A 21515-nucleotide genomic window follows, 5' to 3' on the forward strand; every position below is an offset into this window, starting at 1 on the left:
TGGTTGTTCGGGGGGTGGTTACTGGGGGGGGTGGCTTCGGGTGTGGGGGATCGCGGGGCCGACGGTGCACCGTCCCCGGCGGGCTCAGGGGGTCGGGGGTTCGCCGCAGGAGCGACGGGGGACCAGGTGGGCGGGCAGCAGTACCGAGTCGGCGGGCCGGCCCTCGATCCGGGCGAGCAGGGTGTGCACGGCGGCCCGGCCCAGTTCGCGGGTGGGCTGGGCGATGGCGGTCAGCGGCGGATCGGTGTGGGTGAACCACGGCACGTCGTCGTAGACCACCAGCGCCACATCGTCCGGGACCCGCAGCCCGCGCGCGCGCAGTTCGTCCATCGCGCCCAGCGCCATCAGGTTGTCGGTGGCCAGCACCGCGTCCGGCGGCTCGGCGAGGTCGAGGAACGCGCTCATCACCCGCCGGCCGCCGGTGTGCTGGAGGTCCGGGGTGCTGCCCACCCGCTCGTCGGGCAGCGCGAGGCCGTGTGCGGCCAGCGCCGCACGGAAAAGTGCGAGCCGCTCCTCACCGGTCGGGGTGCCGGCCGGGGCGACGATGATCGCGGGCCGGCGACGGCCGAGGGCGGCGAGACGGCCGGCGAGTTCGGTGAGCGCGGCGCGGCCGTCGGCGCGTACGCAGGGGGCGTCGATGCCGGGCACGGTGCGGTCCAGCAGGACCAGCGGGGTGCCGGAGGCGACGACCTCGCGGAGCATCGTCGAGCCGGTGCCGGCCGAGCTGACCAGCAGGCCGTCGATCCGGCGGTCGAGCAGGGTACGGATGTAGTCGTCCTGCTGCGCGGGGCGCTCGCCGGCGTTGCCGATGACCAGGCTGTAGCCGAGGCTACGGGCCTCGTCCTCGACGGCGTCGGCGAGTTCGGTGAAGAACGGGTTGGTCAGATCGCTGATGATCAGGCCGAGCGCGCCGGTCCGTGCGGTGCGCAGCGCGCGGGCGACGTTGTTGGGCCGGTAGCCCAGCTCCTGCACCGCGGCGAGCACCCGCTCACGGGTCTCGGCAACCGGGCTGCGCCCGTTGAGGACCCGGGAGACCGTGGCGACGGACACTCCTGCCCGCTCCGCCACATCCTTGATGTTCGCCATGGCGCCGTTGCCGTTCTGTCCGTCCGATCACCCAGCGGCCCCACCGGACCGGCTGCGCAAGATCGAGGTGTAATCGATTTCTCAGGGAGGTGCGAGGGCCTACGAAATCGATTACACGGTGGGCACGTCAAGACGGGGTCGTTGTTGCCTGCGTCACATGGGGGGGGTGTGTGGGGGTGACTGTGTGCTGGGGGCTGCGGGTCGGGGGCTGCGGGCGCGTACCGAGGGTGGCCGCCCGCCGAGGGTGGCCGTTGCCCGTACGTCGAAGGGGCTCGTACGTCGAAGGGGCTCGTACGTCGAGGGGGCACACACATCGAGGGTGCCCATACGTCAAGGTTGCCCGTGTCGGGCACCTCGCGGTGGGCTGACGGATCAGACGGAATCAGTTCGATCATTGACCGGGCGCAACGAGCAATCGCCGAGCTCATCACTTCGCCGATTGGGCACACCATGGCGCTGGTTGGACACATTCGGCGGCGATCGGGGACATCAGCGGTGGCTTGGGCACGTCACGCGGCGATCGGGTAGATCAGGTGGCCGTCGGGCTCACCACGCACCGACTGGGCACGCCACTCGGCAGCCGAGTACGTCCGACGGCGGTTGAACACATCACTCGGAGATCAGCCGCATCACTCCCACCGCCGAGCCGGAACAATCCGGGGCTGCCGCCGAAGACCTGTCGAGCCCGGGCACTCCCCCGTTGACCTCCCCACCTCGACGGCGGGCACCGGCCGTGTCCGGACCCTCTGGGGCAACCCGGCTCAGCGGATGAACTGCCCCACACACGCGACGATCGCCACACCCAGGCCCAGCGCCCCGATGATCACTTGCCATCTGTCAGACGGCGCCCACCGGTCGCTCTCCTGCTCCGTGTCCTGATCGTCCATCACTCCTCCTCGCTCCTCCGGACAGGCCCCGGAGACCAGGGCCCCCACCGGCCGAGCGCCGGTGGAGCTGTGGGGAGGAACGTGGTGAAGCGCCGCCAGAATAGCGCGAGTTGACGCCACGCTGACGGGAATCGGGCGCGCGTGCCCGGGCACACCTCGGTGGGACCGTGGGACGGGCTCGGCGTGTGGGCCGCCCCCCGAAGCACCAGCCCGAGGCACCGACCGCCTGAGCCAAGGTGCTTTGGAACGGGGCCACATAACAACACCGGGCACCGCCCCCCACGCACGAGAGCCCCGCCCCCAGGTCGCACCCCGAACCAGGACGCATCACAGCCGGCCACACCCCCAACGCACAGGGCCGCACCCCGTAGTGGGATGCGGCCCTGGTGCGACAGCGCCGACGACTCCAGGCGTCTGGCGCCAGGTGTCAGGCCTCTGGCGCCACGTATCAGGCGACGGTCAGCTTGACCTCGATGTTGCCCCGGGTGGCACGGGAGTACGGGCACACCTGGTGCGCCTTCTCCACGAGGTCCTGGGCGGTGGCCGCGTCGACGTTCGGGATCTTGGCGGAGATCTCGACCGCGAGGCCGAAGCCGCCGTCGGGCGTCTTGCCGATACCGACCTCGGCGGTGACCCGGGAGCCGGAGATATCGACGTTCTCCCGGCGGGCGACGACGCTGAGCGCGCCCTGGAAGCAGGCGCTGTAGCCGGCCGCGAAGAGCTGCTCCGGGTTGGTGCCGGCGCCGCTTCCGCCCTGCTCCTTGGGCGGGTTGACGATCACGTCGAGCTTGCCGTCGTCGCTGGCGACGCGGCCGTCACGGCCGTTCTCAGCGGTGGCGACGGCGGTGTAGACGACATCGACGGACTGGATGGACATACCGAATCCTCCTGTGGTTCGCCGCGACTCGCGCCCACGGATCACGACGGCGTGCCGCCGAGCCTAACGGGCCGGGGTACGGGGGTAGTGGGAGAGCCACACACTTTCTCGTCCGAAGCCCCCGCCGGCCCCGGCCGGAACCGCCGCCGTCAGCCACCGCCGGAAGCAGCCCCGGCCGGGATCTCGCCGTGCGACGTGCCCGTCAGTCCTCGAGGCTCACGATCATCTTTCCGGTGTTCTCGCCGCGCAGGAGGCCGAGGAAGGCCTCGGCGCCGTTCTCGATGCCGGAGACCTTGGTCTCGCCGTACTTCAGCTCGCCGGAGCGGATCCAGGCGGAGACCTCCTCGACGAACTGCGACTGCAGTGCGGCGTGATCGCTGACCAGGAGGCCCTGGAGGCGCAGCCGCTTGCCGATCACCATGGCGAGGTTGCGCGGCGCCGGGGTCGGCTCGGTGGAGTTGTACATCGAGATCATGCCGCAGATGGCGGCACGGCCATGGACGTTGAGGGAGCTGATGGCCGCCTCGAGGTGGTCGCCGCCGACATTGTCGAAGTAGACGTCGATGCCGTCGGGCGCGGCCGCCTTGAGCTGCTCGCTGACATCGCCGTTCTTGTAGTTGAAGGCGGCGTCGAAGCCGTACTCCTCGACCAGGAGCTTGACCTTCTCGTCGGAGCCGGCCGAGCCGATGACCCGGGAGGCGCCCTTGAGCTTGGCGATCTGGCCGACCTCGCTGCCCACCGCGCCGGCCGCGCCGGACACGAAGACGGCGTCGCCCTCCTTGAAGGAGGCGACCTCCAGCAGCCCCGCGTAAGCGGTCAGGCCCGGCATGCCGAGCACGCCGAGGTAGGCGGTGAGCGGGGCCAGCGACGGGTCCACCTTGGCGGCGCGCTTGGCGTCCACGACCGCGTACTCGCGCCAGCCGAAGCTGTGCAGCACATGGTCGCCGACGGCGACGGAGTCAGCGCGCGAGGCGATGACCTCGCCGACCGCGCCGCCTTCCATCGGCTGGTCGAGCTGGAAGGGCGGGACGTAGGACTTCACGTCGTTCATCCGGCCGCGCATGTACGGGTCGACGGAGAAGTGCTTCGTACGGACCAGGATCTGGCCCTCGCCGACCTCGGGCACCGCGGCCTCCCGCAGCGCGAAGTCCTCAGGGGTGGGCCAGCCGTGCGGGCGGGCGACGAGGTGCCATTCGCGACCGGTCGTGGGCAGTGCGGACATAGCTCGATCCTCCAAATGCTTCAGGTGATGAAACAATCATGCTCCTCGATATTTCATGTTGTCAAGCAATTGGGTATCCTGGTGTGCATGACACCGTGTGCAGACTCCTTGACCGTCGAGGTCGTCGATCTCATCGGCACCGTCGTCGCCCGTTACTACGAGGAGTACGAGCACGCCGCGGCCGAGCACTCCCTCACCGGCGCGCAGGCCCGGGTGCTCCGGCTGCTCTCCCTCGAGCCGCTGCCCATGCGCAAGATCGCCCAGTCCCTGAAGTGCGAGCCGTCGAACATCACCGGCATCGTGGACCGCCTGGAGTCCCGTGGCCTGGTCGAGCGGCGTCCCGATCCGGCCGACCGCCGTGTCAAGCTCGCCGCCCCGACCGACGAGGGCATGCGCACGGCCGAGGCGCTGCGTACGTCACTGAGCTTCGCGCGTGAGCCCCTCGGCCGGCTGACGGTCACCGAGCGGACGCTGCTCAGGGAGCTGCTCCAGCGGATGCTCGGCTTCGTGCCGGAGTGAGTGAGCGGGGGCGTGGGCCTGCGGGCGGCGCCCGTCAGGCCTCGGCGCCGCTCCCTCCGAGTCCCCCTCCGCCGCACCCTCAACTCCGGCCGCCCCGAGCCCCCGCAGCAGGGTCAGCGCCGGCACCACGGCGCAGACCATCACGCCGGCGGCGACCAGCACCGCAGCCCGCAGCCCGCAGCCCGTCGGTGAACGCCGTCCGGGCGGCGTTCAGCAGCGCATCGCCCGCCCGGGCCCGGGAGTTCGGCGGCCACCGGAGGGCACCGGCGGCCACCGCGAGGGCACCGGCCGGCGTCTCCCGTGCCGCGCCGGATGCCGCCGGGGAAAGACCGGCGGGCAGTGCGTCGCCGATGCCGCCCCGGTAGACGGCGTTGCCGATGCTGCCCAGGAGGGCCATGCCGAGCGCGCCGCCCAGTTCGGTTCCGGACTCCAATACGGCCGAGGCGGAGCCGGCCCGCTCGGGCGGTGCGAGGCCGATGGCCATTTCGTTGCCGAGCGACATCACCATCACCAGGCCCGAGGCGTAGACCGACGCGCCGAGCAGCACGAACCACAGCGCCGAGCCCGGCTCCAGCCAGGACAGCCAGACGAAGCCGACGGCCGCGACGGCGAACCCCAGGGCGATGACGTGGGCCCGGTCGATCCGCCGGGCGAGCGTCACGGCCGCCGGGGCCATCCCGCCCACCGCGAGGGTCGGCAGCAGGTTCCACAGCGCCGCCTCCATGGGGCTCTTCGAGTTCGGGCCGGCGCGCCTCCTGGACGGCACGGCGACGCTGATCGAACGGCAGGGACGGGATACCGGCGGGGCGCGTTGAGGGCGACCGGCGGGGCACTTCCGAAGGCCGCCGGCGCCCGCCGTCCCCCACCATGTCCCTCATGAGTCCCTCCCGTACCCCCGACAACGACCCGGCTCCCGGTCGGGGCGCCGCCGGTCCGCCGGGCCCGGTCGCCTTCCAGCTGGTTCTGCTGCGCCGGATGGCCGACCACCACCCGGACCTGGTCGAGGACGCGCTGCGCACCCTGGAGGTCTCCCGCGCCGACCTGCGCGAGGCCAACCGCCGCTGGCAGGCGCGAATGCACGCCCCACGGGCGGCCGGCGGCATCCGGCCTTATCGTGCGCTGCTCGGCACCCCCGAGACCGTCGCGCCCCGCCGGATCGGCGATCTGAGCTGCGAGGCCCTGACCTGGCCCGTCCCGCTCTGGCCCGATCTGCGGTTCGAGGTCCTCACCGGCGGCCAGGGCGCCGTCTGGAACGCCTGGCTGGTCCGCGCGCCCGGCGCCACCGCCCCTGACCTGCACACGACCGCGGATCTGCGGCCCTGGTCCTGCACGGTCGACGAGGTCGCCCGTGCCTTCGCCCCGGCCCGCCCGAGGGAAGGCAGCGCCCCCACCCGCTGGCGCCTGGCCTGTACCGCGCCCGGACCCGACGGCATCCCGCAGGAGATCGTCCCCGAATTCACCTGGGGTCTGTACCAGCGGCTGACCGGCTGAGGGCCCGCCGGAGCCGCGCGCCGCGCCGCCTCACTCCGCTGCCGCAACCGCCCCGTACCCGTCCCCCGAGCGGACCTCCCGACAGGCGGCCGGCCGCGCACGCCCGGAGGATGGCGCACAGCGGCTCCTGGCGAACGGGCCGCCCGCGCGCTCCGCCCACACCGGCCCATCGGGGAGGAATCACCCATGAACATCAGCCTCGCCCAATTGCGCCGCTGCTCGGCCGCCATCGACATCGGCGCCGCCCGGACCAGGGTGTATGTGAAGCACCAGGGGCTGGTCGTGGACGAACCCACCGTGGCGGCGATCAACACCCGCACCGGGGCGCTGCTGGCCGTGGGGGCGCAGGCCGAGGTGATGGACGGCCGCACCCCCGACTACATCCGGGTGGTGCGCCCGGTCTCGAACGGCACCATCGTCGACATCGACATGGCCCAGCGGCTGCTGCGCACCCTCGTCGGCGACAAGCTGCGCAAGACCTGGCGGCGGCGTCCCTCGACGCGGGCCGCGATCTGCCTGCCGCACGGCAGCGAGCCATTGGCGCAGCGGGCCGCCGTGGAGACGCTGACGGGGCTGGGCGCGCGGCGGGTGGAGATGGTCGACACGCTGGTGGCGGCCGCGGTGGGCACGGGGCTGCCGGTGGAGCAGCCCGAGGCCACCATGATCATGGTCTGCGGCGCGGGAACCACGCAGGTCGCGGTGCTCTCCCTCGGTTCGATCGTGGCCGCCGAGACGGTGCCGGTGGGGGGCAACGCCATCGACCACGCGGTCATCCAGCACCTGCGGCTGCACCACGAGCTGATGCTGGCGGGGCAGGCCGTCCGCCCGCTGCAGATGGTCCTCTCCGGGGGCGACGGGCTCACCCCCGGCTCCACCGAGGTGCACGGCCGGGACCTGATCAGCGGCATGGCGCGCTCCGTGCACGTCGACACCGAGCGGGTACGGGACGCCATCACCACCCCGCTGACCACGATCCTCGACGCCATCGGGGCCGTCCTGCGGCGCTGCCCGCCGGACCTGGTGGCCGACCTCGGGGAACGCGGCGTCGTGCTCGCCGGCGGCAGCGCGCTGATCCCCGGTCTGGAGCCGATGATCCACCAGGCCACGACCATGCCGGTGCACACCGCGGACCGCCCCGACATCTGCGCCGTCATGGGCCTGGGAGCCATGATCGAGGGCAAGGTACAGCCCCTCCACCTCGACCCGATGGCCCCCTAGTAGGGGGTGTCTTCACGTCCCGCTCGGGGCGCGGCGGTGGCCCGCCCTCCACACGGCCCGAAAAAGCTTCGGCCCGCGATGTCGAGAACCCGAGTCCGGCTCCGTCCCCGGGGTGAACGCGACCACAATGGGTCGTACCGGCACCGAGGAGAAGCACGATGGCCAAGTACCTGCTGCTCAAGCACTACCGAGGCGCACCGGCCGCGGTCAACGACGTCCCCATGGACCGCTGGACGCCGGAGGAGATCTCGGCGCACGTGCAGTACATGAACGACTTCGCGGCCCGGCTCGAAAAGACCGGCGAGTTCGTCGACGGCCAGGCGCTCGCCCCCGAGGGGTCGTGGGTGCGGTACGACGGCGAGGGACGCCCGCCGGTCACCGACGGTCCCTTCGCGGAGACCAAGGACCTCATCGCCGGCTGGATGGTGATCGACGTCGACACCCACGAGCGCGCCGTCGAACTGGCCGGTGAGCTGTCGGCCGCCCCCGGGGCGGGTGGGAAGCCGATCCACGAGTGGCTCGAGGTGCGCCCGTTCCTGACCGCGCCGCCCACCATCACGGAGTGACCGCACCGATGGACGAGGCCCTGCTCCGGAGCCTCACGCCCGGCGTGCTCGCCGTCCTCGTCCGCCGCGGAGCCGACTTCGCGGCGGCCGAGGACGCCGTGCAGGACGCGCTGGTCGAGGCGGTCCGCGTCTGGCCGACCGGCCCTTCCCCGGGCTCTCCGCCGCGTTCGGGCCCGGGAGAACCCCTACGGGACCCGAAGGGCTGGCTGGTCACCGTGGCCTGGCGCCGGTTCCTCGACCAGGCCCGCTCGGACGGCGCCCGCCGCCGGCGTGAGGAGCTCGTCGACGAGGAGCCGGCGCCCGGACCCGCGTCCGGGGTGGACGACACCCTCCAGCTCTACTTCCTGTGCGCCCACCCGTCGCTGACACCGTCGTCCGCGGTGGCGCTCACGCTGCGCGCCGTCGGCGGGCTGACCACCCGCCAGATCGCCCGGGCCTACCTGGTGCCCGAGGCGACCATGGCGCAGCGCATCAGCCGCGCCAAACGCACCGTGTCCGGCGTCCGGTTCGACCGGCCCGGCGACGTCGCCACCGTGCTGCGCGTCCTCTACCTGGTCTTCAACGAGGGCTACTCCGGCGACGTCGACCTGGCCGCCGAGGCCATCCGGCTCACCCGGCAGCTCGCGGCCGCGGTCGACCACCCCGAGGTGGCGGGGCTGCTCGCCCTCATGCTGCTCCACCACGCGCGGCGCGACAGCCGCACCGCGCCCGACGGCAGCCTCGTACCGCTCGCCGCGCAGGACCGCGGCCGGTGGGACACCCGGTCGATCGCCGAGGGCGTCGCGATCTTGCGGGCGGCCCTCGCCCGGGACCGGCTGGGCGAGTTCCAGGCCCAGGCCGCCGTCGCGGCCCTGCACGCCGACGCGCCCACCGCCGCGGAGACCGACTGGGTGCAGATCGTCGAGTGGTACGACGAGCTGGTGCGCCTGACCGACAACCCGGTCGTCCGGCTCAACCGCGCCGTGGCGGTCGGCGAGGCCGACGGGCCGCGCGCCGGCCTGGCGGCGCTCGCGTCCCTGCACGACTCGCTGCCCCGCCACACGGCGGTGGCGGCCTACCTCCACGAACGTGACGGCGACCCGGTGACGGCCGCACGGCTCTACACCGAGGCCGCCCGCAAGGCCCCCAACCTCGCCGAACGCGACTATCTGACCCGCCAGGCCGCCCGGCTCAACGCCGGGAAGGGCTGCTGAGGGGTCCGAGCGGACCGGCCCCGCAGCGCGTCCCGGCGCTCACAGACTCCGGGCGTTCCAGGCCACCACCGCGGGGCGGTCGTGCTCGGTGCCCAGGACGCATACCGCCCCGGTCTCGAAGGTGAAGAGTCCGCCGGCGGCGGCGGGCAGGCCGAGGCGGCGGGCGGCCAGCACCCGCAGGAAGTGCGCATGCGCCACCAGCGCCACATCGCCCTCGTCCGCCGCGAGCTGTGGCGCGATCCGCGCCAGCACCCGGTCGGCGCGCGCCCCCACCTGCTCGGGCGACTCCCCCGGGTGCGCCTCGGGGCCCTCGGCGACACCGTCGGAGAACAGATACCAGCCGGGCCGGCCGCGGTGGATCTCGGCGGTGGTGACGCCCTCGTAGCCGCCGTAGTCCCATTCCCGCAGGTCGGCGTCGATCTGCGGACGGGCCAGGCCCGCCAGCTCGGCGGTGCGCAGCGCCCGCCGCATCGGGCTGGCGTACACCGGCCCGATCTTCCGGCCCGACAGCAGCGGCCGCAGTGCGCGGGCCTGCTCCTCGCCGTCCACGGTCAGCGGCAGGTCGGTCCAGCTGGTGTGCCGGCCGTCCCTGCTCCACTCGGTCTCGCCGTGCCGGACCAGAAGAAGGTCGCTCACGAGCTCTGCGCCTGCTGGCCCTGTTCGCCCTGCGCCTGCTCGGCCTGCTGGGCATCGCTGACCGACGCCCGGACCTCGTCCATGTCCAGCGCGCGGGCCTGGCCGATGACGTCCTCCAGGGCCTCCGCGGGCAGCGCGCCCGGCTGGGCGAAGACGGCGATGTTCTCCCGGACGATCATCACGGTCGGGATCGACTGGATCTGGAGGGCCTGTGCCAGCTCGGGCTGCGCCTCCGTGTCGACCTTGGCGAAGACGAGGTCCTCGTGCGTCTCCGACGACTTCTCGAACACCGGGCCGAACTGCTTGCACGGCCCGCACCACTCGGCCCAGAAGTCGATCAGGACGAAATCGTTGCCGGAGACGATCTCGTCGAAGTTGTCCTTGGTGAGCTCGATGGTGCTCATGCGTATGTCCCTGCTTCCGGTCTGTCGACGATTGTCAGTCGGTCTCCGGCTGCGGTAACGGGAACAACCCGTGACGTATTCCGCACGCCGGACCGTCCCGCACCCCTGCCCACCGATCACGTTCCTAGACATCCCGATCGACGTGGGGCTCGCCACGCCCACGCGCCGCCCTCTCGCCCGGGCCGACGGCGCCCACGACGCCCCTTCCGCAGCGGCCGGGGCGCATCGGAGCGGGATACGGCGCGGCCGGAGCCCGGCGCCCACCCCCTCGCCACCACGCCCCGGCCACGCATGTCCCCCTTCAGCTCCCACGCCCCACAGGGCGCGGCCGGCTATCCCTTCGCCTTCGCGTACCCGGTCGCCATGGCGCCCGCGAAGTCGTACACGACGACCTGCTCGTCCCCCACCACCCAGGCGTCATGACCGGGCGAGCAGACGAACACGTCGCCGGGGCCCATTTCGGACTCCGCGCCGTCGTTCATCCGGATCCGCATCCGGCCCTGCACCATGAAGCAGTTGTGGTGGATCTCGCAGCTGTCGGTCCCGGCGATCGGGCCCACCGACTCCGACCAGCGCCAACCGGGCTCGAAGGTGGCCACGGCGAAGTCCAGTCCGGTGAGGTGCAGGGCTTCGAGGTGACCCCGGGGAAAGTCGCGCCGTTCATCCGGCTTGTCGATTGTTTTGACTTCCATCATGAGGGCTTCCTCCTGCCACCCCCCTGGTCCTCCGTATCTGCCCCCTGGCCCTTCCATCCGGTCCTTCCATGGTGCGCCGCGACCGCGCGCCCGGCCACCGGTGCGGCCGCCCCGCCGGAGCCGCCCGGCCGGGATGTCGCCGCAGGGGTGCCGTGGCACGCGAGGGCCTCTTCCGGCGGCTAGCATCCCGAGAGGACCGCCAAGAACGGAGCATTCTTCTGTGCGTCATCTGCGCGTAGGCGTCGCCATCTTGACCATGGGGAACCGCCCCGCCGAGCTGCAGGCCCTGCTGGATTCGGTCGCCAAGCAGGACCTTCCGCCGGCGCATGTCGTGGTCATCGGAAACGGCTCGCCGCTCCCCCCGCTGCCGCACGGCGCGCTGGGCGTCGAGCTGACCGACAACCTCGGCGTCTCCGGCGGCCGCAACGTCGCCCTGGACGAGCTGCGCAAGCTCGGGGACCTCGACCTGGTGGTCGACCTGGACGACGACGGCCTGCTGATCAGCAACGACGTCTTCAGCCGGCTGGCCGAACTGCACGCCCGCGAGCCGAGGTTGGGGATCGTGAGCTTCCGCATCGCCGACGAACGGGGCCGCACCCAGCGCCGGCACGTCCCCCGCCTGCGGGTCGGCGACCCGGCGCGCGGGGGACTGGTCACCACCTTCCTCGGCGGCGGGCACTCCCTGTCGGTCCCCATGCTGGACAGAATCGGCGGCTGGCCCGAGGAGTTCTTCTACGCCCACGAGGAAACCGACCTCGCCTGGCGGGCCCTGGACGACGGCTGGGACATCCGCTACGCCCCCGAACTCGTCCTCCAGCACCCCTTCACCTCCCCCACCCGGCACGCCGTCTACCACCGGATGGTCGCCCGCAACCGCGTCTGGCTGGCCAAACGCCACCTCCCCGCGGTCCTGGTCCCCGTCTACCTCGGCGTATGGGCACTCCTGACGGCCGTCCGCAGCCCCTCGGCCGCGGGCCTGCGCGCCTGGGCAGCCGGTTTCGCCGAGGGGGTACGCACCCCCTGCGGACGCCGCCGCCCCCTGCGCTGGTGCACCGTGTGGCGCATGACGAGACGGGGCCGGCCCCCGGTCATCTGACGGCCGACGGGCGGGCTGTCGCGTTCCACGGGGAATGTCCGATTCCCGTATCACGGAGTGGGCGCAGCCTCCGGTCTGATGGCGGCGCATCAGCGGTCGTTCGCTTTCCGCCTCGCGATCAGGGGGACCACCTATGTCCACGCGCCGCTTCCGCAGCGTCGTCCTGTTGTGCGCCTTCATGTGCGTCGGCCTCATGGGTACGGGTGGTGCGGCCGGCGTCGCACAGGCCGCTCCCGCCGGCACGCAGTCGTTGCTGACCGCCCGCTTCAAGAACCTGGGGACGGAGAAGTGCCTGGATGTGCGCGACGAGTCCTACGACGAGGCCGCGGTCGTGCAGCAGTTCAAGTGCAAGGACGGGCAGAACCAGGTCTTCGGCGTCGGCTCGAACGACGTGGGCGGCACGGCCTTCTACACCCGCCGCTCGTACAAGTGCGTCGAACCGCGTGACGGCACGTACGACGGCGCGGGTGTCCAGCAGTGGACCTGCAACAACAGCATGGCGCAGCAGTGGCGCATGGACACCATCCACGACCACGTGGTGATGCTGCGGCACCTGGTGAGCGGCAAGTGCCTGGAGGACCTCGGCCGTCCCGACGGGAACCGGCGTGAGGTGGGGCTCATGCCGTGCACCGGCGCCTCCAGCCAGGCGTGGCGCTACACCTTCGTGTAGAACCGCAGACATGTTGAGCGTTCGTTTACCGTCGCGCGCCACAGTAGGGGTGCGGGGGTACGGCGGGGAATCGGCCGTGTGGGGCGGTCGGTCGCGCCGTATCCCACGACGGAGTGGGGGAACGCAGCATGACCACCGCCGCATTCATCAACAACGCGACCCTGATGTACGCGATCGCCTTCATCGGACACGCGGACCTCAAAGGACAGATCCGCAGCGCCTCGCACCAGGAGCTGCGCGGAGGCAACTACTACAAGGACCTGGCCGAACCGAAGGACTGGACCGGCGCGCTCAGGGGCATCCAGCACCGGACGGACGCCGAACGGCAGGCGGTGAACCTCCTCGCCGACGCGATCTACAGCCACCTGGGCTGCCGGAGCACCGCCCAGTACACCTCGCGCATCGGCGCGGTCCGCAGGGGCACGGTGGTCCTGTACTCCGACATGGGCCCGTGCCACTCCTGCCGGTCGGTGCTCAAGGACTTCCGCCGGGACTTCCCGACCCTGACCCTGGAAGTCCGCTACCGCAACGCGTTGCGCGGCGGCGGCTCGGCGGCTCTGATCCCGGCCGGTGAGGGCCTGTTCGGGATGTACGGCATCGGTGACGCCACGCAGCGCGCGGACGAGCTGTGGGCCAAGGTCCACCCGGGCAGGCCGGTGGCCGCTGCCACCGGGACGTACGACGTCAAGGTCGCCGGTCCGGGCGGCCAGTCGTTCGCCGGCACCGTCAGCGGGATCGACCAGCAGCCCCACACCTCGTATCTGTACCCGGCGCCGAAGGCCGCCGCGGCCCCGCTGGACGAGGTGGCCGCCGTCATGGACGACATCGCACGGGGCATCAGCACCAAGATGACGCCCGGTCAGGTGATGCGGCCGCAGGCGTTCCGGCAGTGGATCGGGAACATCAAGGGCACCGTCCGGCTCGACTGCGAGCGGGGGCCCGCCGAGGACGGCCGGGCGGCGGTGGCCGCGTTCATCGAGGACTTCCCGAAGGTCGACATCAAGGTGGCCTACCCGGGCACCGCCGCACAGACCGACGACTGCGGCTACGCCGACGCCACCGAACAGGACGACGGCACCTGGCTGATGGCATTCCCCGCCGCCCGCTGACCCCGCCCGAAGAGCGACGACGGCCGCGCCCCCACGGACGCGGCCGTCCCTGCCCGCCCCGGCCGGTGGGCCAAGCGCAACAGGGGCCGGGGCCGTCGTGCATCACCCCCGTAACAGAATGATCCACTTCCTTGTGCGGCCCGCGTCCACGCCTGTGAAGTGGGCTGATGCGCTTTCCGACGGCAGGCGGTCCGTTCTTCCGCCACCTGCGCGTGTGGCACGCCGTGGTGGCCTCTCTCGTCGTGGTGGCGGTGGTGGCGTTCCTCGTCCCTCTCCCGTCCGACGACGGCGTGCGCCCGGTACCCGGCAGTCCCTGCCGACCGGTCGATTCCGCTTCTGAGGACCCGCCCGCGACCCCCGACCTCGACGGGGACGGCTTCGTCGATCTGGTGCACGAGATCTCCCGGTCGTTGAAGGTCGACGTGGTCGTCGTGCCCGGCTCCGAGCGCGGTCCGGACCACGACCGCACGACCGTCCTCACCCAGGACGACCTCGGTGTGCCGGACGACATCCAGGTGGGCGACGACCCGTTTCGGCCCACGGTCGCCGACCTGGATGAGGACGGCCACGCCGACCTCGTCGTCAGCAGCGCAGCCCAGATCCTGTGGGGAGGCCCCAAGGGCCCGCGGGCCGACGGGCCGCACGGGCGCGTCCCGCTGCCCGGCAGCGGCTACCACACCGCGCCGATCGCCGGCGACTTCGACGGGGACGGCCACACCGACCTCGCGGTCTTCAAGGACTCGGGCGAGGAGCAGGGCGAACTGGTCCTCCTCCAGGGCCCGTTCAAGCGCTCGGGCGCCCCCACCCGGACCGTGAAGATCCCCAGCCCGGTCCACAAGGGCGCGACACCCGTGCTGGTCGCCGGGGACGCGAACGACGACCGCGCCACCGATCTCGCGCTCTACGACTCCCCGTGGGATCCGCCCCTGCTGTTCACCGGCGGCCTGAGCAAGGAGCCCGAGCGGCTGCCGGAGGGCGAGAACGTCGTCTTCGGCGACTTCGACGGCGACGGTCGGCAGGACGTCGCCGTCGGCCGGAGCTTCGTCGACAGCGACGACGAGAACGACACGCCTGACCGGCGCGGACAGGTCAGCGTCCGCTACGGGAAGGAGCCGGGGAAGTGGGTCACCATGGAAGGCGGCGACTTCAAGGAGGGCTTCGGCAGCAAGCTCGCCGCCGCAGACTTCAACGGCGATGGCTGCGACGACCTGGCCGTCCAGCTCACCAAGAAGAAGGAGACGGGGGACGCACGAATAGAGGTGTTGCGGGGCGGCTCTGCGCACGGGCTCGGGTCGAAGCCCTGGCGCGCCACCAAGCGCTCCGTGCGGGGTGACGACGGCTCCAGCGACGGCGTGCTCTTCGACACCCGCGACTGGGACGGCGACGGCCGCGCAGAACTGGCACTCCTCGGCGGGGACCGATGGTGGATCACCGACGGCACGGACCGCGACGAGGCGTCCTTCCCGCTCACCCCCGGCAAGAACCAAGTTTCTTAGACAGCTGGTTGGTGACCCAGGCCGCAGCCCTGAAGGGGCTCGGCGCACAACGACGACCTGGCCGTGCCGTGCTCATCTCCGATATCGGCCCGTCGGACAACAGCCTCACGTAGGCGTAGGCGTGGGCCGGGAACTTCTCCGCGTCCGGCGCGGGGTACTCGTCCGGGTCAACGAACCCTTTTCTTCTACCCACCCGGGCGACCATTGCCGTCCGTGACCGTTGACCAAGTCGCGGACGCGTTCAGCCGGGTTGAGCTCGTCAAAGTTCGCGCTGCCGGTCCCCCGTACGGGAACCCCCTGCGCGCCACACCACGACGCGGAAACGGTCTCCGGGCTTCGCCTCAGAGGTCTTGAGGGACGCCATAAGGGTGAGCCTGCGGGCCTCGGTGTGGCGACGGCGCGGCGACGGCCTCGCCGGCGCTAGCCTGATGGCGATCTTTCCGCAGGTCACGGCGATTCAGTTGTAGTGGGGCGGGTGGGACTCGAACCCACGGCCGACGGATTATGAGTCCGCTGCTCTAACCGGCTGAGCTACCGCCCCCCACGGCGCGTCGCGCACATTTGTGCGCGCCGTCTGCCGCAGCATAGCCGCTCATACGATCTGCTGCCCGTGAGGGCTGCCGTCCGGCGACCACGCACGTCCAAGAGGACCGCGATCGCCGGGGGTTCGGTTCCATGGCACAAGAAAAAGGACCCCTCGCGGGGTCCTCATTCTCTCTGCTCCCCCGACTGGACTCGAACCAGTAACCCTCCGGTTAACAGCCGAATGCTCTGCCAATTGAGCTACAGGGGACCGAGCTCCCCCGACTGGACTCGAACCAGTAACCTGCCGGTTAACAGCCGGCTGCTCTGCCAATTGAGCTACAGGGGATTGCTCTGTGTGCCTCGAATGCGCCGCTGTCCGGGGGAACCGGACGGCGCGCGCTCGCTGCGACACATACATTAGCGCAAGCAGGGGGGTGCTCCGCCAATCGGTATCTCCGGAGGTCACCTCGGGTGATCTCCGGCCCCGGAGGGTAGGCGCGCGGCACAGCCCGGCACTCCGGTGCGTACCGGCACCGGACGGGACCGACGAGAGGGAAAGGTGGAGCCATGCGCTACCGGCTCACGTTCATCGCGGGTCTGGCCACCGGGTACGTGCTCGGCGCACGAGCCGGCCGGGAACGGTATGAGCAGCTCCGCAAGGCCGCCCAGCGTGTCACCCAGAATCCGGCGGTCCGCAACACCGCCGAGTCTGCGGCGCTGACCGGGCGGGACGCGGCATCGAAGGCCTTCGGGACGGTGTCGGCCAAGGTCGGGGAGCGGATGCCGCAGGCCGTCAGCGACCGGGTCCGCGGGCTGCGCGAGCAGCGCGGCTCCGACCAGGACGACTGGGGCACGAGCAATACCTGAGCCGGCCGGAGGCGGAGCCCGGCCGGGCCGGCCGCGGGCCGTACCCGGCCGGGAAAACCCTGGCTCTTTCCTTATCCGTCACATGCGGCATCATCTAAAGCCATGGGGATAGTCGCCGGATTGGACAGTTCGTCCGAAAGCACACGGATCGTGGTCTGCGATGCGGACACGGGTGCCGTGATCAGGCAGGGCTATGCGCCGCACCCTGTCGAGAAGGGGCCCGAGGTCGATCCGCAGGCGTGGCTGGTTTCCCTGGGCGAGGCGGCCGGCAACGGGCTGCTCGAAGGGGTGCAGGCCATCGGTGTCTCGGCGCAGCCGCACGGCCTGGTGCCGCTGGACGTCGAGGGCAACCTCGTGCGGCCCGCGCTGGTGGGCAACGACAAGCGGGCGCAGAGCGCGGCGGCGGATCTGATCGACTCGCTGGGCGGGCGCAGCGCCTGGGCGCAGGCCGTCGGGGCGGTGCCGCAGGCGACCCATCCGGTGACGAAGATGCGCTGGCTGGCGCGTACGGAGCCGGCGCACGCGGCGCGGATCGCGGAGATCATGCAGCCGCAGGACTGGCTGGCGTGGCAGCTGCTGGGGCGTCCCGCCCGGCGTACCACGGACCGTGGCGGGGCCTCGGCGACCGGGTTCTGGTCGACGGCGACCGCGACCTACCGGCCGGATCTGGTGGAGCTGGCGCTGGGCCATCAGGTGCGGCTGCCGGAGGTGCTGAGCCCGTCGGGGACGGCCGGGTTCACCCCCGAGGGGCTGCTGATCTCGGCCGGTACGGGCGAGACGATGGCGGCGGCCTTCGGGCTGGGCGTCGGGGAGGGCGACGCCGTGGTGTCGCTGGGCGCCTCGGGGTCGGTGTTCGGGATCCATCACGAGGCGCTGGCCGACCCGACGGGGACGATCACCTCCTTCGCGGACGCGACCGGGCGGCATCTACCGGTGGTGCACACCAGCAACGCGGTGCGGGTGCTGCGCGGTGCGGCAGAGCTGCTGGGCACGGACCTGGAAGGGCTGTCCGAGCTGGCGCTGAAGTCGTCGCCGGGCGCGTACGGCATGGTGCTGCTGCCGTATCTGGAGGGTGAACGGACGCCGCATCTGCCGCACACCGCGGGGTCGTTGCACGGCATGCGGCGGGAGAGCATGAAACCGGAGCATCTGGCGCGGGCGGCCGTGGAGGGCATGCTCTGCGGGCTCGCGGACGCGCTGGACGTGCTGCGGGGGCGCGGGGTGACGGTGCGCCGGGTGTTCCTGCTGGGTGCGGCGGCGGATCTGGGTGCGGTGCAGGCGGCGGCCCCGGGGCTGTTCGGGGTGCCGGTGGTGGTGCCGCAGCCGGGTGACTACGCGGCGCTGGGTGCGGCGCGGCAGGCGGCCTGGGCCTGGGGGGTGGCGCACGGCACGCTCGCCCCGGCGCCGGGTGCGGAGGCCGGGCCGGGCGGCGGGGCGCCCTGGATCGATCCTCCGCAGTGGCCGGCCGCGGCGAGCCAGTTCTTCGAGCCGGGTGAGGACCTGCCGGTGGGCCGGGCCGTGCGCCAGCAGTACATGGCGGTGCGGGACGAGGCCTATCCGGGGGCGTTCCAGCGGGAGGCGTGAGGCCGGCGCGGGTGCCGGCCCGTGCGTCGCGGGGTCAGTCCAGGTAGCCGCGGAGCTGGTCGGCGAAGGCGTGGTCGCGGAGTTTGTTCAGCGTCTTGGACTCGATCTGCCGTATGCGTTCGCGGGTGACGCCGAAGATCCGGCCGATCTCCTCCAGGGTGCGGGGGCGTCCGTCGGCGAGGCCGTAGCGGAGCTGGACGACCTTGCGCTCCCGCTCGCCGAGGGTGGACAGGACCGCGTCGAGGTGCTCGCGCAGCAGCAGGAAAGCGGCGGATTCGACGGGTGAGGCGGCATCGCCGTCCTCGATGAGGTCGCCGAGGGCGACGTCCTCCTCCTCGCCGACGGGGGCGTGCAGCGAGACCGGCTCCTGGGCCAGCCGGAGGACCTCGCTGACGCGCTCCCCGGTCAGGTCCAGATGCGCGGCGACCTCCTCGGGGGTGGGCTCGTAGCCGCGTTCCTGGAGCATCCGGCGCTGGACCCGGACGACGCGGTTGATCAGTTCGACGACGTGGACCGGGACGCGGATGGTGCGGGCCTGGTCGGCCAGGGCGCGGGACATCGCCTGGCGGATCCACCAGGTGGCGTACGTGGAGAACTTGTAGCCGCGGGCGTAGTCGAACTTCTCGACGGCGCGGATCAGTCCGAGGTTGCCTTCCTGGACGAGGTCGAGCATGGTCAGCCCGCGGCCGACGTAGCGCTTGGCGACGGAGACCACCAGGCGCAGGTTGGCCTCGATCAGGCGGCGCTTGGCCATCCGGCCCCGGACCACCAGCCGGTCGAGGTCGACGGCGAGCCGGGAGGAGAGGTCGGGGGTGGTGGTGAGCTTCTCCTCGGCGAAGAGGCCGGCCTCGACGCGGCGGGCGAGTTCGACCTCCTCGGCGGCGGTGAGCAGCGGGATCCGGCCGATCTCGCGGAGGTACTGGCGGAAGAGGTCGGAGGAGGGGCTGCCCGCCTCGGTGCGCGGCGCCGGCTCGGGGATGATCTCCTCGACGATCATCTCGGCGGCGGGGGGTTCGGCCTGCTGCGGCACGGTGGGCGGCTGCGCGGCCTGATCCTTGACCGGTTCTTCGGCGGCCTGCGCGTCGGCGAGGGTCTGGCTCTGCACGGGGGCGACCTCCAGGGTGATCGCTGCTGAGGCGGCAGAAAGGTCGGGCACGGTGGCGGCCGGGCCGCCGTCCGTCCCGTACGTCGAGAGCGGTTCCGCGGGGGTTTCGGGTGGGGTGCGTCCGGGCCCGCCGCGCTCCGAGGACTCAGGCACCGCTCCTCAGTGTGGAGTACGACACGCGCCTGCCACGAGGGGCGTGCGAGCACTTTTTGAGTCCGTTCCGTGACCGGACGGCTACGGCGGGGTGTGTGCGGCGGGGTCCGGGGGCCCGGATCCCGGGGCTACAGGGCGGCGGCGCCGCGCTCCCGCAGGGTCTTGCCGTACTGCTGGAGGACCCACAGCTCCTGGAGCATCGCGGCGGAGCCCGCGTGGTCGCCCTGGGCCTCGCAGCGGCGGGCGGCGCCCTCCAGATCGGCGATCCGGGCGTCGACGGCGGCGATGCGGACGGTGGCCAACTGGACGCCGGCGTAGGCCTCGTCGGGGTCCCGGCGGGTCAGCAGGGGTTCGACGGCGAGCTCGGTGACCATGGCGCGGACGGTGTCGTCGGGGGCGGCCTCGCGGACCCGGGGGACGTAGGACTGGTCGGCGGCGCCGGCCGTGGTGCCGCCGGCGTCCTCGATGCACTGGCGGACGACGGCGTAGGGCGGGGCGGTGAACTCGTCGGCTCCGTAGGCGTCGAAGGCCGGGGAGACCAGGTCGGGGCGTTGCAGCGCGAGTTTGAGGAGTTCTCGCTCGACGCGGCGGGCGGGGCTGCGGAGGTTGAGCGCCGGGCCGCGCGGGGCGGCGGGGCGGGCCGGCTCGGCGGGCGCGGCCCGGCCGCGGCGCTGCTGCGGGCGGGCCTGGTCGGGGCCGCCGTCACGGCCGCGTTCGCGGGCCCAGCGGGCGAGCTGGCTGACCCGGCGGACGACGAACTGGGTGTCGAGGATGCCGAGCATGCCGGCGAGCTGGACGGCGGATTCGTGCTGGATGGAGCTGTTCTTGATGCGGGCGACGATGGGGGCGGCCTCGTCGAGGGCGGCGGCGCGGCCGACGGTGGTGTCGAGGTTGTGCCGGGACGCCACATGGCGCAGCGCGAACTCGAAGAGCGGGGTGCGGGACTCGACGAGGTCGGCGACGGCCTGGTCGCCCTTGGCCAGCCGCAGGTCACAGGGGTCCATGCCGCCGGGGGTGATGGCGATGGAGGTCTCGGCGGCGAACTTCTGGTCGTCCTCGAAGGCGCGCAGGGCGGCCTTCTGGCCCGCGGCGTCCCCGTCGAAGGTGAAGACGACCTCGGAGCCGGAGTGGTCCATCAGCAGCCGGCGGAGGATCTTGATGTGGCCCTCGCCGAAGGACGTGCCGCAGGTGGCGATGGCGGTGGTGATGCCGGAGAGATGGCAGGCCATGACGTCGGTGTAGCCCTCGACGACGACCGCGCGGCTGGTCTTGGCGATCTCCTTCTTGGCGAGGTCGATGCCGTAGAGGACATGGGACTTGCGGTAGAGGGGGGTCTCGGGGGTGTTGAGGTACTTGGGGCCGTTGTCGTCCTCGCGGAGCTTGCGGGCGCCGAAGCCGACGACCTCGCCGGCGATGTCGCGGATCGGCCACATCAGGCGGCCGCGGAAGCGGTCGATGGGTCCGCGGCGGCCCTCCTGGGACAGGCCCGAGAGGACCAGCTCCTGGTCGCTGAAGCCGCGGCCGCGCAGGAAGCGGGTGAGGTGGTCCCAGCCGGCCGGGCTGTAGCCGAGGCCGAAGTGCTGGGCGGCGGACTGGTCGAAGCCGCGCTCGGCGAGGAACTTACGGGCGATCTCGGCCTCGGCGCCGTCCAGCTGCTCGGCGTAGAACTGTGCGGCGACCTTGTGGGCCTCGACCAGGCGGGTGCGCTCGCCCTGCTGGCGGCCGGGGGTGTAGCCGCCCTCCTCGTAGCGCAGGGTGATGCCGGCCTGGGAGGCGAGCCGCTCGATGGTCTCGGCGAAGGAGAGGTGGTCGATCTTCATGATGAAGTCGACGGTGTCGCCGCCCTCCTGGCAGCCGAAGCAGTGGTACAGGCCCTTGGCCGGGCTGACGTGGAAGGACGGGGACTTCTCGTCGTGGAAGGGGCACAGGCCCTTGAGGTTGCCGCCGCCGGCGTTGCGGAGCTGGAGGTATTCGGACACGACGGCGTCGATCGGGACCGCGTCCCGTACCGCCTTCACATCGTCATCGTTGATCCTGCCTGCCACGCGTGAATTCTACGGCCGGGGTCGGACACTCCGGGCCGCCCGCCCCCCGCGGCGGCCGCCGGCGGCGTCCG

At 72.1% G+C, this 21515-nt stretch carries 21 protein-coding genes and 3 tRNA genes; 11 read left to right on the plus strand and 13 right to left on the minus strand.

Annotated features, from left to right (window positions below):
• Nucleotides 1-84: 84 nt before the first annotated feature.
• The 4 genes from ACQP17_RS11430 to ACQP17_RS11445 form a co-directional block, all read right to left on the minus strand.
• Nucleotides 85-1086, minus strand: coding sequence for a LacI family DNA-binding transcriptional regulator (locus ACQP17_RS11430; protein WP_433856175.1), 1002 nt, complete (start codon nucleotides 1084-1086; stop codon nucleotides 85-87).
• 761 nt (nucleotides 1087-1847) lie between these two features.
• On the minus strand, nucleotides 1848-1973 hold the full coding sequence (locus ACQP17_RS11435) for a hypothetical protein (RefSeq protein ID WP_268240263.1): 126 nt from the start codon (nucleotides 1971-1973) through the stop codon (nucleotides 1848-1850).
• Nucleotides 1974-2421: 448 nt separating this feature from the next.
• Nucleotides 2422-2850, minus strand: a complete 429-nt coding sequence (locus tag ACQP17_RS11440; RefSeq protein ID WP_433856176.1) for an organic hydroperoxide resistance protein — start codon at nucleotides 2848-2850, stop codon at nucleotides 2422-2424.
• Between the two features lie 202 nt (nucleotides 2851-3052).
• Nucleotides 3053-4072, minus strand: coding sequence for an NADP-dependent oxidoreductase (locus ACQP17_RS11445; protein WP_433856177.1), 1020 nt, complete (start codon nucleotides 4070-4072; stop codon nucleotides 3053-3055).
• 87 nt (nucleotides 4073-4159) lie between these two features.
• On the opposite strand from ACQP17_RS11445, the gene ACQP17_RS11450 reads away from it, so the two are divergent.
• On the plus strand, nucleotides 4160-4591 hold the full coding sequence (locus ACQP17_RS11450; RefSeq protein WP_433856178.1) for a MarR family winged helix-turn-helix transcriptional regulator: 432 nt from the start codon (nucleotides 4160-4162) through the stop codon (nucleotides 4589-4591).
• 79 nt (nucleotides 4592-4670) lie between these two features.
• Here ACQP17_RS11450 and ACQP17_RS11455 read toward each other — a convergent pair whose 3' ends face one another.
• Complete coding sequence (locus tag ACQP17_RS11455; RefSeq protein WP_433856179.1) at nucleotides 4671-5357, minus strand: hypothetical protein; 687 nt, start codon at nucleotides 5355-5357, stop codon at nucleotides 4671-4673.
• 101 nt (nucleotides 5358-5458) lie between these two features.
• On the opposite strand from ACQP17_RS11455, the gene ACQP17_RS11460 reads away from it, so the two are divergent.
• The 4 genes from ACQP17_RS11460 (at nucleotide 5459) to ACQP17_RS11475 (ending at nucleotide 9059) form a co-directional block, all read left to right on the plus strand.
• Nucleotides 5459-6082, plus strand: coding sequence for a hypothetical protein (locus tag ACQP17_RS11460; protein WP_433856180.1), 624 nt, complete (start codon nucleotides 5459-5461; stop codon nucleotides 6080-6082).
• A gap of 186 nt (nucleotides 6083-6268) precedes the next feature.
• Nucleotides 6269-7300: a rod shape-determining protein gene (locus ACQP17_RS11465; RefSeq protein ID WP_433856181.1), complete on the plus strand. Its 1032-nt coding sequence runs from the start codon at nucleotides 6269-6271 to the stop codon at nucleotides 7298-7300.
• 158 nt (nucleotides 7301-7458) lie between these two features.
• Nucleotides 7459-7866: a YciI family protein gene (locus ACQP17_RS11470; protein WP_249637589.1), complete on the plus strand. Its 408-nt coding sequence runs from the start codon at nucleotides 7459-7461 to the stop codon at nucleotides 7864-7866.
• An 8-nt stretch (nucleotides 7867-7874) separates the two neighbouring features.
• A complete protein-coding gene (locus ACQP17_RS11475) occupies nucleotides 7875-9059 on the plus strand; it encodes an RNA polymerase sigma factor (protein WP_433859888.1) in 1185 nt (394 codons plus the stop codon).
• A gap of 39 nt (nucleotides 9060-9098) precedes the next feature.
• Here ACQP17_RS11475 and ACQP17_RS11480 read toward each other — a convergent pair whose 3' ends face one another.
• From ACQP17_RS11480 to ACQP17_RS11490, 3 genes are all read right to left on the minus strand, one after another.
• Nucleotides 9099-9695: a histidine phosphatase family protein gene (locus ACQP17_RS11480; protein ID WP_433856182.1), complete on the minus strand. Its 597-nt coding sequence runs from the start codon at nucleotides 9693-9695 to the stop codon at nucleotides 9099-9101.
• Entirely contained in the window at nucleotides 9692-10099 is a 408-nt protein-coding gene (gene trxA / locus ACQP17_RS11485) for a thioredoxin (protein ID WP_433856183.1), read from the minus strand. The genes ACQP17_RS11480 and trxA overlap by 4 nt, the downstream gene beginning before the upstream one ends.
• A gap of 332 nt (nucleotides 10100-10431) precedes the next feature.
• Nucleotides 10432-10794, minus strand: coding sequence for a cupin domain-containing protein (locus ACQP17_RS11490; protein WP_433856184.1), 363 nt, complete (start codon nucleotides 10792-10794; stop codon nucleotides 10432-10434).
• 220 nt (nucleotides 10795-11014) lie between these two features.
• Here ACQP17_RS11490 and ACQP17_RS11495 point away from each other — a divergent pair, with 220 nt between their 5' ends.
• From ACQP17_RS11495 to ACQP17_RS11510, 4 genes are all read left to right on the plus strand, one after another.
• Nucleotides 11015-11890 (plus strand): glycosyltransferase family 2 protein, encoded by an 876-nt coding sequence (locus ACQP17_RS11495; protein ID WP_433856185.1) that lies wholly within the window; start codon nucleotides 11015-11017, stop codon nucleotides 11888-11890.
• Between the two features lie 133 nt (nucleotides 11891-12023).
• Nucleotides 12024-12560, plus strand: coding sequence for an RICIN domain-containing protein (locus tag ACQP17_RS11500; RefSeq protein ID WP_433856186.1), 537 nt, complete (start codon nucleotides 12024-12026; stop codon nucleotides 12558-12560).
• 128 nt (nucleotides 12561-12688) lie between these two features.
• Complete coding sequence (locus ACQP17_RS11505; protein ID WP_433856187.1) at nucleotides 12689-13669, plus strand: hypothetical protein; 981 nt, start codon at nucleotides 12689-12691, stop codon at nucleotides 13667-13669.
• Nucleotides 13670-13836: 167 nt separating this feature from the next.
• Nucleotides 13837-15165 carry an FG-GAP repeat domain-containing protein gene (locus tag ACQP17_RS11510; protein ID WP_433856188.1) on the plus strand — a complete coding sequence of 443 codons (1329 nt, stop codon included), beginning with the start codon at nucleotides 13837-13839 and terminating at the stop codon, nucleotides 15163-15165.
• A 467-nt stretch (nucleotides 15166-15632) separates the two neighbouring features.
• Here ACQP17_RS11510 and ACQP17_RS11515 read toward each other — a convergent pair.
• The 3 genes from ACQP17_RS11515 to ACQP17_RS11525 all read right to left on the minus strand — a co-directional run bounded on the left by ACQP17_RS11515 (nucleotide 15633) and on the right by ACQP17_RS11525 (nucleotide 16036).
• Nucleotides 15633-15706: transfer RNA gene (locus tag ACQP17_RS11515), tRNA-Ile, on the minus strand.
• Between the two features lie 179 nt (nucleotides 15707-15885).
• Nucleotides 15886-15958: transfer RNA gene (locus tag ACQP17_RS11520), tRNA-Asn, on the minus strand.
• 5 nt (nucleotides 15959-15963) lie between these two features.
• Nucleotides 15964-16036: transfer RNA gene (locus ACQP17_RS11525), tRNA-Asn, on the minus strand.
• A gap of 221 nt (nucleotides 16037-16257) precedes the next feature.
• Between ACQP17_RS11525 and ACQP17_RS11530 the strand changes: the two genes are divergently transcribed.
• Nucleotides 16258-16557 (plus strand): YtxH domain-containing protein, encoded by a 300-nt coding sequence (locus tag ACQP17_RS11530; protein ID WP_364881007.1) that lies wholly within the window; start codon nucleotides 16258-16260, stop codon nucleotides 16555-16557.
• A 102-nt stretch (nucleotides 16558-16659) separates the two neighbouring features.
• A complete protein-coding gene (locus ACQP17_RS11535) occupies nucleotides 16660-18141 on the plus strand; it encodes an FGGY family carbohydrate kinase (RefSeq protein WP_433856189.1) in 1482 nt (493 codons plus the stop codon).
• 34 nt (nucleotides 18142-18175) lie between these two features.
• Here the strand turns inward: ACQP17_RS11535 and ACQP17_RS11540 are convergent, their stop codons facing one another.
• Both ACQP17_RS11540 and dnaG read right to left on the minus strand, forming a co-directional pair.
• The gene (locus ACQP17_RS11540; RefSeq protein ID WP_433856190.1) at nucleotides 18176-19399 is read right to left on the minus strand and encodes a sigma-70 family RNA polymerase sigma factor; all 1224 of its coding nucleotides are present in this window, start codon (nucleotides 19397-19399) and stop codon (nucleotides 18176-18178) included.
• A gap of 128 nt (nucleotides 19400-19527) precedes the next feature.
• Entirely contained in the window at nucleotides 19528-21444 is a 1917-nt protein-coding gene (gene dnaG, locus ACQP17_RS11545) for a DNA primase (RefSeq protein ID WP_433856191.1), read from the minus strand.
• Between the last annotated feature and the right edge of the window lie 71 nt (nucleotides 21445-21515).

This window comes from Streptomyces kronopolitis, assembly GCF_050953795.1.
GTDB lineage: Bacteria > Actinomycetota > Actinomycetes > Streptomycetales > Streptomycetaceae > Streptomyces > Streptomyces kronopolitis_A.

Bases quoted from the DNA above. Each gene is read 5' to 3' on its own strand.
- ACQP17_RS11430 (WP_433856175.1), bottom strand. From the start codon at position 1,086: ATGGCGAACATCAAGGATGTGGCGGAGCGGGCAGGAGTGTCCGTCGCC.
- ACQP17_RS11435 (WP_268240263.1), bottom strand. From the start codon at position 1,973: ATGGACGATCAGGACACGGAGCAGGAGAGCGACCGGTGGGCGCCGTCT.
- ACQP17_RS11440 (WP_433856176.1), bottom strand. From the start codon at position 2,850: ATGTCCATCCAGTCCGTCGATGTCGTCTACACCGCCGTCGCCACCGCT.
- ACQP17_RS11445 (WP_433856177.1), bottom strand. From the start codon at position 4,072: ATGTCCGCACTGCCCACGACCGGTCGCGAATGGCACCTCGTCGCCCGC.
- ACQP17_RS11450 (WP_433856178.1), top strand. From the start codon at position 4,160: ATGACACCGTGTGCAGACTCCTTGACCGTCGAGGTCGTCGATCTCATC.
- ACQP17_RS11460 (WP_433856180.1), top strand. From the start codon at position 5,459: ATGTCCCTCATGAGTCCCTCCCGTACCCCCGACAACGACCCGGCTCCC.
- ACQP17_RS11465 (WP_433856181.1), top strand. From the start codon at position 6,269: ATGAACATCAGCCTCGCCCAATTGCGCCGCTGCTCGGCCGCCATCGAC.
- ACQP17_RS11470 (WP_249637589.1), top strand. From the start codon at position 7,459: ATGGCCAAGTACCTGCTGCTCAAGCACTACCGAGGCGCACCGGCCGCG.
- ACQP17_RS11475 (WP_433859888.1), top strand. From the start codon at position 7,875: ATGGACGAGGCCCTGCTCCGGAGCCTCACGCCCGGCGTGCTCGCCGTC.
- trxA (WP_433856183.1), bottom strand. From the start codon at position 10,099: ATGAGCACCATCGAGCTCACCAAGGACAACTTCGACGAGATCGTCTCC.
- ACQP17_RS11490 (WP_433856184.1), bottom strand. From the start codon at position 10,794: ATGATGGAAGTCAAAACAATCGACAAGCCGGATGAACGGCGCGACTTT.
- ACQP17_RS11500 (WP_433856186.1), top strand. From the start codon at position 12,024: ATGTCCACGCGCCGCTTCCGCAGCGTCGTCCTGTTGTGCGCCTTCATG.
- ACQP17_RS11505 (WP_433856187.1), top strand. From the start codon at position 12,689: ATGACCACCGCCGCATTCATCAACAACGCGACCCTGATGTACGCGATC.
- ACQP17_RS11510 (WP_433856188.1), top strand. From the start codon at position 13,837: ATGCGCTTTCCGACGGCAGGCGGTCCGTTCTTCCGCCACCTGCGCGTG.
- ACQP17_RS11530 (WP_364881007.1), top strand. From the start codon at position 16,258: ATGCGCTACCGGCTCACGTTCATCGCGGGTCTGGCCACCGGGTACGTG.
- ACQP17_RS11535 (WP_433856189.1), top strand. From the start codon at position 16,660: ATGGGGATAGTCGCCGGATTGGACAGTTCGTCCGAAAGCACACGGATC.